Below are 13,136 nucleotides of genomic sequence, written 5' to 3'. Positions count from 1 at the left end.
GATCCCGGGCGGCTCCGTAGCGTCACGCCTGTCGCTTGTGCCGTAGTGGCGCTCCCGCCCACACTTGAAGGAGGAGGTGCTTCACGATGACCGCTCTCGCTGAAGAGGTGGCCCCGGTGGTGGCAGACGAGCCGGTTCCCGAGCCGGGTTCCGATCTGGACGAGGTCCTGTGGCAGGCGTGGAAGGCCATGGATGTCCCCGAGGGCTACCGCGCCGAGATCATCGAGGGGGCCATCGAGGTGTCGCCTACCGGACGTCGCCGTCATGGTGTGCTCGTCAACCGCCTCCGGCGGGCGCTTGACGCTTACCTGTCACGCAGCGGGTATGCAGCACACCAGGACATGAACGTCATCCACCGCCACAAAGCCTGGATCCCCGACCTCTTCGTCGCCCCCCTCGATCTCGAGGAGATCCCGGACGAGGAGGGGCTCGGCGTCGACGCCGGCGGTGTGAAGATGGTCGTCGAGGTCACCTCGCCCGGGCACCGGAACCTCCAGCGTGACCGGGCGCGGAAGCGGCGCGAGTACGCCAGGGCGGGCATTCCGGTGTACGTGATCGTCGACGACTTCGACGACGAGGGGGCCGTCGTCGTCCTGACGTCCCCCGACTCCAAGAAGGCCAAGTACACCGACGAGCACCGTGTCCCCTACGGCACCGACGCGGTGATCCCCGAGGGGCCGGCCAAGGGCTTCGCCGTCGGCAAGGCGATCGTCGCCTCCTGAGAGGACGTGTCAGCGCGCCGGCCGGCCGACCAGCATCGTCGGCGCCCCCGCCACCCGGGTGAGGAACACCGTGGCGGAGTGCGGGCCCTGGGGCTTGACCTTTCTGCGCAGTTCCTCGGGTTCGACCGCCGAGCCCCGCTTCTTCACGGTCAGGGTGCCGACCTCGCGCTCGCGCAGCAGGGCCCTCAGCTTCTTGACGTTGAAGGGGAGCCGGTCGGTGATCTCGTAGGCGGTGGCGTACGGCGTCGAGCGCAGGGCGTCGGCGGTGACGTAGGCGATGGTCGGGTCGACGAGGCCGCCGCCGACCTCCTCGGCCACCTCGGCGACCAGGTGGGCGCGGATCACGGCGCCGTCGGGCTCGTACAGGTACCGTCCCACGGAACGCACTTCGGGGTCGGGCAGGCCGCGGCCGGGCAGCGAGCGCGGGCCCGGCAGCAGGGTGGCCCGTACGGTGCCCGGCGCCCCGGTGCCGAACCAGAGCACCGCCTCCTTCACGTCCCCGCCGTCCGAGATCCACTCGGCCTCCGCCTCGGCCGGGATCGCCTCGTGCGGGATGCCGGGCGCGATCTTCAGGGCGGCCCGGGGTGCCTTCAGGGCCGCTCCGACGGCCCACGACAGCGGCGGTGAGTAGGCCTCGGGGTCGAAGACGCGACCCCGGCCGCCGCGCCGGGCGGGGTCCACGAACACGGCGTCCCAGCCGTCCGTGTCCACGTCGGTCACGTCCGCCTCCCGCACCTCGATCAGCCCGCTGAGCCCCAGCGCCTCGGCGTTGGCCCGGGCCACGGCCGCCGTCAGCGGATCGCGGTCCACCGCGAGCACCCGGATCCCGGCCCGCGCCAGCGCGATCGCGTCGCCGCCGATCCCGCAGCACAGGTCGGCGACCGAGGCCACCCCCAGCCCCCTCATCCGCTCCGCGCGGTACGCGGCCACGCTCGCGCGGGTCGACTGCTCGACCCCGTTCGGGGTGAAGAACATCCGCGCCGCGTCCTCGGCCCCGAACTTCACCACCGCCCGCTGCCGCAGCCGTGCCTGCCCGAGCGCCGCCGACACCAGCTCGGCGGGGTGGTCCCGGCGCAGCCGGGTGGCGACGGCCAGCTCGTGCGCGGGGTCGGTGTCGCGCACCTCGTCGAGCAGGGCGCGGCCTTCGGGGGTGAGGAGGGGGTCGAGGTCGTTCACCGGGTCATTGTGGGCCAGTCGGTGGATGGTGCGCCTCCGGCGGCCATGTCGGGCCGGGTTCGGCGCCGGGGCCTGCGAGGATCCGACGCCATGCGAGAAGTAGTACAAAACGATAAAAAGCGGGCCTGTGGGAGGCGTTCGGGTCTTCCGGCAGTCGCCCTCCGCTGTGGGGTGGCCGCACTCGTCTCGGCCGCCCTCGTCTCCGGCTGCGGCTCCCCGGACCCGGGCTCCGGCGCCCATTCCGGCCCCGGCCACGACTCCGGCCAGGGCGGTCCCGCCCAGGCGCTGAGCCCCGAGGCCCGCCGCGCCGCCGAACAGGCCCGGCTGGTCGCCGCCGCCCAGCGCTGGAAGCTGGCCCGGGTGCCGCTCACGCCCCCGGCGCCGCCCGCCGTCAAGCCGAAGATCACCCCGCGTGACGGCTTCGAGGTGGACGGCCAGGAGGAGGAGAACCTGCCCCCGGTCTTCACCACCGTGCCCACCGGCGAGAAGGTCGTCTTCCTCACCATCGACGACGGCGCCGAGAAGGACCCGGCGTTCCTGCGCATGATGAGCGACCTGAAGATCCCCTATTCGGCCTTCCTCAGCAACTACCTGGTGAAGGACGACTACGGCTACTTCCGCCGGATGCAGTCCGAGGGCCACACCCTCAACAACCACACCCTCACCCACCCGTACCTGCCCGGCCTCTCCTACGAGCAGCAGCGGGACGAGATCTGCGGCATGCAGGACATCATGAAGAAGCAGTTCGGCAAGGCGCCCACGATCTTCCGGCCGCCCTACGGCAACTACAACGGCGACACCCTGCGCGCCGCCAAGTCCTGCGGCATCAAGTACGCGCCGATCTGGGACGAGGAGGTCTTCGTCGACCACTGGGAGTACCGCGACTGGGACCGCAGCCTGCACCCCGGCGACATCGTGCTCACCCACTTCCGCGGCCGCGACGACTGGGACGGCACGATGGTCGACGACATGCGCAGGTTCCTCGACAAGGTCACGCGCGAGGGGTACGCCGTGGCGCGCCTGGAGGACTACCTGTGAGGCGCCGGGGGCAGCCGGCGGGCGGGCCGTTTCGCGTGCGGACCGCTTTGGCGGCCGTGCTCGCCGCGGCCCTCCTGCTCGCCGGCTGCGCCCAGTCCGTCGACCCCATCGAGCGCCTGGGCAAGCGGGCGGCCCAAGGGGCCCGGCCGCCGAGCCCGGCCGCCGGCGCGGCGCACCGCCGCTGGGGCCTGGCCGCCCCGCTCGCCGCCCCGCCGAGCCACCCGGCCCGGCCCCCCGGCACCCGCCGGCCGGACGCCTCGCCGCCCCCGGTCGTGGACCACGTCGGCACCACCGACCGGGTCGTCTTCCTCACCTACGACGACGGCGCCGAGCGGGACCCGCGGTTCGCCGACATGATCCGTGAACTCCGGCTGCCGGTCAGCCTCTTCCTCACCGGCAGTGTCACGGGCCCCGGCTACGGCCGCTTCGCCCGGCTGCGCGCGGTCGGCGCCGCGATCGAGAACCACACCCTCGACCACCCGGCGCTGCCCGGACTGCCGTACGCCGGGCAGCGCGCCGAGATCTGCGGCCAGCGGGACGCACTCCGCTCCCGCTTCGGCGTCCGCCCCCGCCTCCTCCGGCCGCCGCACGGCGCCTACGACGCCACCACCCTGCGCGCCGCCGCCGACTGCGGCGTCTCCGCCCTCGTCCTGTGGCGCGCCGCACTCGGCCCCGACGGCCTCGTCCACCGGAGGGGCGCACGGCATCTGGCCCCGGGCGACATCGTCCTCGTGAGCCCCGGCGAGGACACCGGCCCCACCCTGACGGAACGCACCGTCCGCCTGCTGCGCCACGCCCAGAGCCAGGGCCTGACGGTGGCCCGCCTCGAGGACTATCTGGCCTGACCGCGCCCACCAGGGGCACCCTCCGTGGGCCCCGGGCCGGCCGACGCGCCGCACCGCCATTGGCACTCCGCTTGACCGAGTGCTAATCGCGGTCATAGTCTCGGCTCTGGCACTCGGCAGATGAGAGTGCCAACCACGCGACGGGCAGGTCCGGCACCCGCGACGACGGATCCACCTGGTCGCCACCCCAGACAGTTAACCCCGTGAGATCTCCGAAGGGGGAGGTCGGACCGTGACGACCACCAGCTCCAAGGTTGCCATCAAGCCGCTCGAGGACCGCATCGTGGTCCAGCCGCTCGACGCCGAGCAGACCACCGCCTCTGGCCTGGTCATCCCGGACACCGCGAAGGAGAAGCCCCAGGAGGGCGCCGTCCTCGCCGTGGGCCCGGGCCGCTTCGAGAACGGCGAGCGCCTGCCGCTCGACGTCAAGGTCGGCGACGTCGTCCTGTACAGCAAGTACGGCGGCACCGAGGTGAAGTACAACGGCGAGGAGTTCCTCGTCCTCTCGGCTCGCGACGTCCTCGCGATCATCGAGAAGTAAGACACCTCGAGCACTTTTGATGCTTGACGCTGCGCCCCTGGCCCCCGCGACCACATAAGAAGCCGGGCGCCCGGGGCGCAGTGCCTTTTTCACCCACAGATTCCCGAGAGGGCTCCCGCTGTCATGGCGAAGATCCTGAAGTTCGACGAGGACGCCCGTCGCGCCCTCGAGCGCGGCGTCAACAAGCTGGCCGACACGGTGAAGGTGACGATCGGCCCCAAGGGCCGCAACGTCGTCATCGACAAGAAGTTCGGCGCGCCCACCATCACCAACGACGGTGTCACGATCGCCCGTGAGGTCGAGATCGAGGACCCGTACGAGAACCTCGGCGCCCAGCTGGTGAAGGAGGTGGCGACCAAGACCAACGACATCGCTGGTGACGGCACCACCACCGCCACCGTGCTGGCCCAGGCGCTGGTGCGCGAGGGTCTGCGCAACGTCGCCGCCGGTGCCTCCCCGGCGCTGCTCAAGAAGGGCATCGACGCCGCGGTCAAGGCAGTCTCCGACGACCTGCTCGCCTCGGCCCGCCCGATCGACGAGAAGTCCGACATCGCCGCCGTCGCCGCGCTGTCCGCCCAGGACCAGCAGGTCGGCGAGCTGATCGCCGAGGCCATGGACAAGGTCGGCAAGGACGGTGTCATCACCGTCGAGGAGTCCAACACCTTCGGTCTGGAGCTGGACTTCACCGAGGGCATGGCCTTCGACAAGGGCTACCTGTCGCCGTACTTCGTCACCGACCAGGAGCGTATGGAGGCCGTCCTCGACGACCCGTACATCCTGATCAACCAGGGCAAGATCAGCTCCATCCAGGACCTGCTGCCGCTGCTGGAGAAGATCATCCAGGCGGGTGCCTCCAAGCCGCTGCTGATCATCGCCGAGGACGTCGACGGCGAGGCCCTGTCGACCCTGGTCGTCAACAAGATCCGCGGCACCTTCAACGCCGTCGCGGTGAAGGCCCCGGGCTTCGGCGACCGCCGCAAGGCCATGCTCGAGGACATCGCCACCCTCACCGGCGGCACCGTCATCTCCGAGGAGGTCGGCCTCAAGCTCGACCAGGTCGGTCTGGACGTGCTCGGCTCCGCCCGCCGCGTGACCGTCACCAAGGACGACACCACGATCGTCGACGGCGGCGGCAACCCCGCGGACGTCGCGGGCCGCATCGCGCAGATCAAGGCCGAGATCGAGAACACCGACTCCGACTGGGACCGCGAGAAGCTCCAGGAGCGCCTCGCGAAGCTGGCCGGCGGCGTGTGCGTGATCAAGGTCGGCGCCGCCACCGAGGTGGAGCTGAAGGAGAAGAAGCACCGTCTGGAGGACGCCATCTCCGCGACCCGCGCCGCGGTCGAGGAGGGCATCGTCTCCGGTGGTGGCTCCGCGCTGGTCCACGCCGTCAAGGTCCTCGAGGGCAACCTCGACAAGACCGGCGACGAGGCCACCGGTGTCGCGGTCGTCCGCCGCGCCGCCGTCGAGCCGCTGCGCTGGATCGCCGAGAACGCCGGCCTCGAGGGCTACGTCATCGTCTCCAAGGTGGCCGAGCTCGAGAAGGGCAGCGGCTACAACGCCGCCTCCGGCGAGTACGGCGACCTGATCAAGGCCGGCGTCATCGACCCGGTCAAGGTCACCCGCTCCGCCCTGGAGAACGCCGCCTCCATCGCCTCCCTCCTGCTCACGACCGAGACCCTGGTCGTCGAGAAGAAGGAAGAGGAGGAGCCGGCCGCGGCGGGCCACGGCCACGGCCACGCTCACTGAGGCACCTCAGTGACGAGGCCCGGCACCCTTCGGGGTGCCGGGCCTCCCGCGTTCTCCCTGGACCGCCCGCCGGTCAGCTCGACAGGCGGTCGAACATCCCCGGCTCGTACGAACCCCCCGGGTTGTGCACGATCACGTTCATCCGGGTGGCCGCGTTGATCAGGGAGACCACGCAGACCAGCGCACCGACCTGGTCGTCGTCGAAGTGCTTGCGCACCTCGGCCCACGTCTCGTCGGTCACGCCCCGGTCGCCGAGCCGGGTGCCCTCCTCGGCGAGCGCCAGCGCGGCCCGCTCGGCCTCGGTGAACACGGTGGAATGGCGCCAGACGGCGACCAGGTTGAGCCGGAGCGCGGACTCACCGGCGGCCGCGGCCTCCCTGGTGTGGATGTCGACGCAGAAGCCGCAGCCGTTGAGCTGACCGATCCTCAGCTCCACCAGCTCCCGCAGGGCCTTCGGCAGCGCCGACTCGTCCAGGGCCAGCGCGGTGCTGTAGAACCGCTTGGCGACCTTCGCGGCGGTCGGGCTGTCGAACAGGTTGAAACGGGGTTCCATGACCTTGTCCTCACTCGTGCGGTACCGCCGCGCACATCGTTCGCGGCGTCCTGACGACCACGAGACGCCGCCCGCCCGGACCGTGTGACAGCCCCGGTGTGTGACGCGGCCCACCCGGCGTGGTGTCACAGTCCGGCCCGCTGCGGCGTCTTGTGCGTGACACGGACGAGAGCCAACAGGGGAGCCGGCCATGACCGAGCAGAGCGCGCGCAGGGACGACACCACCGGGCCGCCCGCCGGCCCGGACCCCGCCACGGAGGTCTTCGTCGCCCACCGCAACCTGCTGTTCACCGTCGCCTACGAGATGCTCGGCTCGGCCGCCGACGCCGAGGACGTCCTCCAGGAGACCTGGCTGCGCTGGGCCGGCGTCGACCTGGGCGCGGTGCGGGACCGGCGTGCCTACCTGGTCCGCATCACCACCCGCCAGGCGCTGACCCGGCTGCGCACGCTCCGCCGCCGCAAGGAGTCCTACGTCGGCCCCTGGCTCCCCGAGCCGCTGCTGACCGCGCCCGACGTGGCCGAGGACGTCGAGCTGGCCGACAGCGTCTCCATGGCGATGCTGCTGGTACTGGAGACTCTGGCACCGACCGAGCGCGCGGTGTTCGTCCTGCGGGAGGTGTTCGGCCTGGGGTACGACGAGATCGCGGAGGCCGTCGACAAGACCCCGGCCGCGGTCCGCCAGATCGCCCACCGGGCACGGGCCCACGTGGCGGCCCGCCGCCCCCGCGAGGCCGTCTCCCCGGACCGGGCCCGCGCCGCGCTCGCGGCGTTCCAGCGGGCCGTCGAATCAGGGGACCCGCAGGACCTGCTCGACCTGATCGCACCGGACGTCGTCCTGCTGACCGACGGCGGCGGAGTCGTACGCGCCGCCCTGCACCCCGTGGTGGGCGCCGCCGAGGTCATCCAGGTCCTGAACAGGATCGACCCCGCGGTCTCCGCGCGACCGGCCCACATCAACGGCCACCCGGCCCTGCTTTTCTACCGCGGCGGCGAACTCGACACCGTCATCGCCCTCCGCCTCGACGCCGGCCTCGTCACGGGCCTCTACGCGGTCCGCAACCCGGAGAAGCTGGGCCGGGTCGGGCGGGAGACGGTGATGAGGCGGTGAGCGGTGCGGGGACTGGGGGCTCTGGAGCCGCGGGCCGGTGTCTCCGATCGCCCTCAGTCCGTCTGCCCCACAAGGAACCGGACCGGCTCCGCGAGGATCCTCAGCGCCCCCCTGCTCGTCCGCCAGGCGCGCGGCGAGAGTGGCTTCCGCGAGCCGCTGGGGTAGTGCCTCCGCGAACTTCAGGCCGCGCACGGCACGCGAGTCCACCTCGGGCAGCGTCAGCCGTCCCGCACAGTCCGCCACCGCTGTCCGCCAGGACTGCGCCGTGACGTCATCCCGCCTGGGTGGTGCCCGGACGGCGCCCGGTGCGGCCCAGCCGTTGCAAGAAGGACGCCACTGTGGCCGGCGCCTCCAACTGGATCATGCCAGGTTCCCGTTGATCCAGCAGGTCAACGACGAAACCATGAGCCCGTCGAGATCACATCCAGGAACGGCGACGCCGTACTGATGTCCGCCGACGACTTCCGCGGGAGAAGTGGTCATGCCCCGAAGATCTCGTGGCGACATCCCCGCTCACCAGGTGCGACGCCCCCACGGCGGCGCTCTGTGGGGGCGTCGGGCCCTGGTGTCGGGGCTTGTTGGGGCACTGTGTGGAAGTCGCCCGTCTGGCGGCGATCACATGCCCTTGTTCCGCTTCCGGTGACTCAGATGTGCGGGTGGCGTTCGTAGGAGGGCGCTTCGTCCGGGAAGTCCTCCGGAAAGACGTCGCTCACAAGGTCCCGCCGCAGGATGCGCAGGAGGTAGCTTTCCACAGGACCTTCGAAGAGGTCGTACTCGCTTCCCCGGCCGATGACAGACAGCACAGCCCACTTGCGGTGGTCCTCGTCGGGGATCAGGAAGCACATGTCCGCGTTGTCCGTGCCGCCCCAGCACACCAGGTCGGACGTCTCCGTTCCGCGTTCGGCCAGCAGCTTCTGGATATGGGGCCGGGTCGTGGCCATGGTCTTCCTGGCCTGCTGGGTCCGAGTCAGGAGATCGGCGGTCAGGTTGTCGGCGCCCGCACGGTAGACGCGAAGAAAGTCGTCGAACTTCGCACCTCCGAAGACGTCCAGAAAGCGCATGAAGGCAGAAGGGAAGGTGACGCCCAGCGCCGCCTCGGTCCGCTCCCAGTCGTTGGGCACCAGGCCCGCTTCGCCCGTGGCCGGGAAGGCCGCCAGAAGTTCCAGGTCAGTCATGTTCTGCCTACTTGTTGATGATCGTCTGGTCGATGTCGAGGCCGCCGCCCTTGGCGACGATCCGGACGCCTGCGGGGATGTCGTCGGCGGGATTTCTGTACATGATCACGATGTTCTCCGGCGCCGCTCCGTCGCCGCCCAGGGCCCGAGCGAGCAGGTGCCCGCGCGTGTGATCGGCGGTATCCCCCAGCCAGCCAGGTGGCTTCACGCGCCTGCTCGCCTTGCTGCCCGTGTTCAGCATCGACTTGGTGATCGTCGTGTCGACGCCTTGGGCACGCCCGAGGCCGTCGAGCGGCCTGCAGTAGGGCGGCGGTTGACGCGCCGCGCCGTAGCCGCCTCCTTGACCCGTACGGAGTGCCATTCCCAGGTCGTCCGCCGACGCCGTTGCGCCGCCCGGCAGGGCGAACTCGGGGGAGAGGCCGGGCAACCGGACTCCGCCCAGGAGTTCGCTCCAGCCGCCTGCCCTGCTCGCGGCCCTGACGGCAGCGCCCCCGCCGCCGAAGCCGCCGCCCAGGAGCGCGCCGTAAGCGGCGGCGTCGCGGGCCTCGTCGAGGCTGAGGCCCTTCTGCTCCCCCAGGGCGATGGACAGGGGCTGGGCGACGGCGAGGTCGACGGTGACGGACTCGATGCCGGCGAGGGCCGCGGTGGCCAGGGTGGTGCCCGCGATGGTGGCGACCTCGGCCGTGACCGTGACACCGAGGCCGGCGGCGAGTTCGGCGACGGTCGCGGCGGCCGCGTCGGCCGCTCCTTCGGAGAGACCCGCGGTGAAGACGGCCAGGAGGGTGCCCGCCACGAGGGTGGCGCCGACGATCTCCAGTTCGTGTTCGAGTTTCTTCTTCGCGGCGTGCACGGCGTCGGCGTAGGCGTCGAGGGCCTTGGCCATGTCGCGGGCGCCGTCGGACAGGTCCTTCAGCCAGCCGTGCTTGTCGTGGTAGTAACGGCGCCAGAAGGGGTCGTCGAAGGCGGAGATGGCCTCGCCCTTGTTGTGCTCGATCAGGGAGCGGGCGGCCCTGTTGGCGGCGGCGGTGACGTCCTCGACGTCGTCGGCGAAGTCCCGCCACGCCTTCGCGGCGTCCCGCAACCCGTCGACGTCGGCCGCCGGCCACCACATGCCCGTCAGGTCCTGGACGACCTTGCGGGCCTTGCCCGCGGTGCTCACTTGCCGTGGCCCTCGGTGTCGTGAGGAACGTCGATCCGGCTGAACATCGAGCGGATCAGCTGTTCGTTGTCGATGTGACCGTCGGCCATGTCGGCCATCGCCGTGTGGATGCTGGCCAGTCCGGTGGCCAGAATCTGGGCGGACTGCTCGACCCGCTTGACCAGAGGCCCGTAAGTCTCGTGGAACTTGGTGCCCTGCTCGTCGTCGCCCCAGGGCGCGCCGGCCGCCGACAGACCGGTCTTCAGCTTGGTCAGTGCGTGCGCGAGGGCAACGCTCTCGTGGCTGAAATGCGGTGCTGTCCGCTTGATATCGGCGATCTTGATGTCGAGTATCTCGCCCTGTTCGCCGATGACTTGGTGCTCTCCCCCTCCGTCAGTTGCCCGGACCGTTCGACTCTGACCCGGAGGTGTCGAGCACAAGTTCGATCGCTGCAAAGGAGGAGCAAAGACTGTCGGCGGGGTCTGGGCGCGGCCGGCGCCGATCGACGAGGGTGCCCTCCATCGCCCCGTCGGCGCGGGCTCGGTCACGCGGACAGCCGGCGCACCCTGTTGTCGTCCGTCACCTCGTACACCTCTATCCGCAGCAGGTCGCGGACGTGACCTGGAACGCGCTCGACGGCCTGCACGGACGAGGACGGCACGACGAGCGCGTACCGGGTCCGGGCGTCCCGGCTCGTCATGCGGCGCAGCAGCTGCCCGTAGGCGATGTCGGCGTCGATGCCCTTCTCGCTGGTGCGGCCCTTGGCCTCGCAGATCAGCCGTTCCTCGCCGCGCACCGCTTCGAGGTCGGTCCAGCGGTCCGTGGGCTCGACCGGCGTCCAGCCCTCGGCGAGCAGCCAGGTGCGGAAGGCGTCGGTCACCCGGTCCTCGTCGCTGGCCCGGGCCAGGAGCTTCCGCAGGACGGCCAGGTCGGCTTCCTCGTTGCGCCGCAGCCGCCCGCGTCCGTCCGCGTCCAGGTCGGCGGGCCGGACCACGACCAGCCGCAGCCCATGGGCGGGGATCTCGGTCTCACGGCGCGCGTCGTACTGGGCCCGCTGCTCGCCCCGGTGGACACCGCTGACGGTGAGCCGGTCCGGCTTGTCGAAGTGCGGCACCGGCTGGTCGTGCTGGATCTCTCGGTACTCCACCACCAACTGGTGACCGGGCCAGTACGCGTCGACCGGCAGTCTGACCCGCCGGCCCCCGGCTCCGGGGTCCCCGAGCAGCCAGTCGAACCTGTGCTGCGTCAGGGCAGGTTCGTCGAGAATCCGATTGCACAGGCCGATGACGTACGCCTCGTCGCTGTCTTCTCTCGCTCCCATGGCGAGCATGCTGCCAGGGACCTCTGGCGACGGGAACTCATGTGACGACAGGCTCCCGCAGGGTGGGTGGCGTGCGCGGCCCGGGCTGACCGGTTGCGTGCGGGTGAGTTGCGGCAAGGGCGGCACAGTGGGTCCATCAACAACCGACCGCACGTGGTTGTGGGCAACTGCAGGTTCGTCAAGTAGTCCCCGGCACGGAGGATGGCCCGGCCGCACCTCGGTCACGGCGGCCATCACGGTCCAGACCTTCTTGCCGGGTGATGCAGTGTCGTTGCTGCGATCACCGGGGTGGCCGGCGGGGCGCGGTGCCGTGCCCCACGCCTTCGCGAATGCCGGGACCAGGAGGAGCCCCCCGCCGTCCTCCTCGCCTCTCCCGGCTCTGCTCTGACCAAGGGGGACGGCCCTACGGTCGGCCGCTGTAGTGGTGGGGGCCGGCCCTTCGGGGGTTGTCACACCCCGGGACGGCCCGCCGGTCCAGCCGGCCGCCGCTCCGTCTAGCCGATCATGCGTCCCTTCACCAAGGCGGCGGGCAGCGCCCCGTGGAGGACCTCTTCTCGGGGGAGCGTGAGACCGAAAAGCTCCTGCACGATGGCAAGGGACTTCTCCTCGGCGACGTCCCGGTCCTCCTCTCCCGCGATTCCGGCGGCCAGCACCCTGTCCCGGACCAGCTCGGGATGCGTGCCCGTGATCTCGGCGGAGTCACGGACGGCCATCTCGAACCCGCACACGTACCGTCCGTCGTGCTGGTAGGTGAAGACCGGAGCGGGGATCGTCGGGTTCTCCGTCTCGTGCCTGAGCCAGAAGACGTGCGCACCGTCCTGCGAGATGTCACCGGTGTAGCCGGGGCCGAGTCCTCCGGTCCAGTCACCGGCCGCCACCGCGAACGCCAGGTCCCCGACCGCCCCGTACCGCACGCAGGACGTGGCTCCGCGCGGGTGCCACTCACGGTCGACGTCGTTGACGTAGTCCTCCAGATCCCCGCGGGTGTACGGACCCAGGAACACCGGATCCGCGCCCTGCGCCAGGCGTCGCACCAGCTCTTCGGGACCGATGCCGCGCACCAGGACGACGCAGTATCCGAGCCAGGTGATGTCGGTCCGGGAGATCCACACGATGCCGTCGCTCATACCGCTTCTCCTCCTAGCGGGGAGAAGGCGGCGCCGGAGGTGTGCTCTCCGGCGCCGCCTCGTTGTCCGTCAGGTCAGGTCACCTGATGTCACAGGTCACGACAGCCTTGTCGGCGTCGCACTTCTCGAAGCCGGGAGTCCTGACGAAGTACAGGTCCTGGTCGAGGAGACGCAGCTGCCGCGCGAACGTGGGGAACCGCTGCATGGCGGTCGAGCGGTCGGCCTGCCACGTGCTGCCGCTCTTCTTGAACGGCGGCCCGGCCTGCGGGTCGCTGCCGGACTTGGGACGGCCGTTGGCCGCCGCAGCAGCTAGGCCCGCCCTCTCCGGGCCGGCCGCCGGCCTGGACGACGGCTGGGCGGACGGATTCGGGTTGGGGGTGAACGCGGCCGTTGCGGAGGGGGGTTGGGTGCTTGCTTCGCTGGTCGAGGCGAAGGGGACTACGGCGAGGAGTGCCGCGCCGAGGGCGAGACAGCGCAGCCTCCACCGCTGTTTGGATCGTCGCACGATCTCTCGTGTCCTTCCCCGTAGGAGATTCCAAACATGTGTGCGAATGTGCACACGAGTTCAGGACCGTAGGGGAAGGAGTCACCAGGGGTGAAGGTGGTTTAAGGACAACTGAGCGGCCAGGCCGGTCCGGCGCTC

Annotated in this window: 14 protein-coding genes; 6 read left to right on the top strand and 8 right to left on the bottom strand. The window is 70.9% G+C overall.

All coding sequences use genetic code 11. The features are described 5' to 3' along the window. Positions 1–86 precede the first annotated feature (86 nt). On the top strand, positions 87–722 hold the full coding sequence (locus AB0924_RS13570; protein WP_358935442.1) for a Uma2 family endonuclease: 636 nt from the start codon (positions 87–89) through the stop codon (positions 720–722). A 9-nt stretch (positions 723–731) separates the two neighbouring features. Here AB0924_RS13570 and AB0924_RS13565 read toward each other — a convergent pair whose 3' ends face one another. Further along, complete coding sequence (locus AB0924_RS13565) at positions 732–1,898, bottom strand: methyltransferase domain-containing protein (protein WP_366911455.1); 1,167 nt, start codon at positions 1,896–1,898, stop codon at positions 732–734. Between the two features lie 90 nt (positions 1,899–1,988). On the opposite strand from AB0924_RS13565, the gene AB0924_RS13560 reads away from it, so the two are divergent. The 4 genes from AB0924_RS13560 to groL all read left to right on the top strand — a co-directional run bounded on the left by AB0924_RS13560 (position 1,989) and on the right by groL (position 6,071). Further along, positions 1,989–2,936: a polysaccharide deacetylase family protein gene (locus AB0924_RS13560; protein WP_366911454.1), complete on the top strand. Its 948-nt coding sequence runs from the start codon at positions 1,989–1,991 to the stop codon at positions 2,934–2,936. Between the two features lie 35 nt (positions 2,937–2,971). Next, a complete protein-coding gene (locus AB0924_RS13555) occupies positions 2,972–3,781 on the top strand; it encodes a polysaccharide deacetylase family protein (RefSeq protein WP_366911453.1) in 810 nt (269 codons plus the stop codon). A 232-nt stretch (positions 3,782–4,013) separates the two neighbouring features. Continuing rightward, positions 4,014–4,322: a co-chaperone GroES gene (gene groES, locus AB0924_RS13550; RefSeq protein ID WP_057584642.1), complete on the top strand. Its 309-nt coding sequence runs from the start codon at positions 4,014–4,016 to the stop codon at positions 4,320–4,322. A gap of 123 nt (positions 4,323–4,445) precedes the next feature. Beyond that, positions 4,446–6,071: a chaperonin GroEL gene (gene groL / locus AB0924_RS13545; protein WP_358935433.1), complete on the top strand. Its 1,626-nt coding sequence runs from the start codon at positions 4,446–4,448 to the stop codon at positions 6,069–6,071. A gap of 73 nt (positions 6,072–6,144) precedes the next feature. Here groL and AB0924_RS13540 read toward each other — a convergent pair whose 3' ends face one another. Next, positions 6,145–6,624 (bottom strand): carboxymuconolactone decarboxylase family protein, encoded by a 480-nt coding sequence (locus tag AB0924_RS13540; RefSeq protein WP_358935431.1) that lies wholly within the window; start codon positions 6,622–6,624, stop codon positions 6,145–6,147. 190 nt (positions 6,625–6,814) lie between these two features. On the opposite strand from AB0924_RS13540, the gene AB0924_RS13535 reads away from it, so the two are divergent. Then, complete coding sequence (locus AB0924_RS13535; RefSeq protein WP_366911452.1) at positions 6,815–7,732, top strand: RNA polymerase sigma-70 factor; 918 nt, start codon at positions 6,815–6,817, stop codon at positions 7,730–7,732. Between the two features lie 644 nt (positions 7,733–8,376). Here AB0924_RS13535 and AB0924_RS13530 read toward each other — a convergent pair. The 6 genes from AB0924_RS13530 to AB0924_RS13505 form a co-directional block, all read right to left on the bottom strand. Continuing rightward, positions 8,377–8,907 carry a hypothetical protein gene (locus AB0924_RS13530; RefSeq protein ID WP_366911451.1) on the bottom strand — a complete coding sequence of 177 codons (531 nt, stop codon included), beginning with the start codon at positions 8,905–8,907 and terminating at the stop codon, positions 8,377–8,379. A gap of 7 nt (positions 8,908–8,914) precedes the next feature. Then, the gene (locus AB0924_RS13525) at positions 8,915–10,066 is read right to left on the bottom strand and encodes a DNA/RNA non-specific endonuclease (RefSeq protein WP_366911450.1); all 1,152 of its coding nucleotides are present in this window, start codon (positions 10,064–10,066) and stop codon (positions 8,915–8,917) included. Continuing rightward, the gene (locus AB0924_RS13520; protein ID WP_366911449.1) at positions 10,063–10,593 is read right to left on the bottom strand and encodes a hypothetical protein; all 531 of its coding nucleotides are present in this window, start codon (positions 10,591–10,593) and stop codon (positions 10,063–10,065) included. Before AB0924_RS13520 ends, AB0924_RS13525 begins: the two co-directional genes overlap by 4 nt. Then, positions 10,590–11,366 carry a hypothetical protein gene (locus AB0924_RS13515; protein WP_358935423.1) on the bottom strand — a complete coding sequence of 259 codons (777 nt, stop codon included), beginning with the start codon at positions 11,364–11,366 and terminating at the stop codon, positions 10,590–10,592. The genes AB0924_RS13520 and AB0924_RS13515 overlap by 4 nt, the downstream gene beginning before the upstream one ends. Positions 11,367–11,860: 494 nt before the next feature. Next, on the bottom strand, positions 11,861–12,493 hold the full coding sequence (locus AB0924_RS13510; protein WP_366911448.1) for a DUF6461 domain-containing protein: 633 nt from the start codon (positions 12,491–12,493) through the stop codon (positions 11,861–11,863). 79 nt (positions 12,494–12,572) lie between these two features. Further along, positions 12,573–12,998: a hypothetical protein gene (locus AB0924_RS13505; protein WP_366911447.1), complete on the bottom strand. Its 426-nt coding sequence runs from the start codon at positions 12,996–12,998 to the stop codon at positions 12,573–12,575. Positions 12,999–13,136: the final 138 nt, after the last annotated feature.

This window comes from Streptomyces sp. NPDC047869 (assembly GCF_040704065.1).
Taxonomy (GTDB): Bacteria; Actinomycetota; Actinomycetes; order Streptomycetales; family Streptomycetaceae; genus Streptomyces.
This window is presented reverse-complemented; position numbering and strand designations above follow the sequence as displayed.

Bases quoted from the DNA above. Each gene is read 5' to 3' on its own strand.
- AB0924_RS13540 (WP_358935431.1), bottom strand. From the start codon at position 6,624: ATGGAACCCCGTTTCAACCTGTTCGACAGCCCGACCGCCGCGAAGGTC.
- AB0924_RS13530 (WP_366911451.1), bottom strand. From the start codon at position 8,907: ATGACTGACCTGGAACTTCTGGCGGCCTTCCCGGCCACGGGCGAAGCG.
- AB0924_RS13535 (WP_366911452.1), top strand. From the start codon at position 6,815: ATGACCGAGCAGAGCGCGCGCAGGGACGACACCACCGGGCCGCCCGCC.
- AB0924_RS13570 (WP_358935442.1), top strand. From the start codon at position 87: ATGACCGCTCTCGCTGAAGAGGTGGCCCCGGTGGTGGCAGACGAGCCG.
- AB0924_RS13515 (WP_358935423.1), bottom strand. From the start codon at position 11,366: ATGGGAGCGAGAGAAGACAGCGACGAGGCGTACGTCATCGGCCTGTGC.
- groL (WP_358935433.1), top strand. From the start codon at position 4,446: ATGGCGAAGATCCTGAAGTTCGACGAGGACGCCCGTCGCGCCCTCGAG.
- AB0924_RS13560 (WP_366911454.1), top strand. From the start codon at position 1,989: ATGCGAGAAGTAGTACAAAACGATAAAAAGCGGGCCTGTGGGAGGCGT.
- AB0924_RS13510 (WP_366911448.1), bottom strand. From the start codon at position 12,493: ATGAGCGACGGCATCGTGTGGATCTCCCGGACCGACATCACCTGGCTC.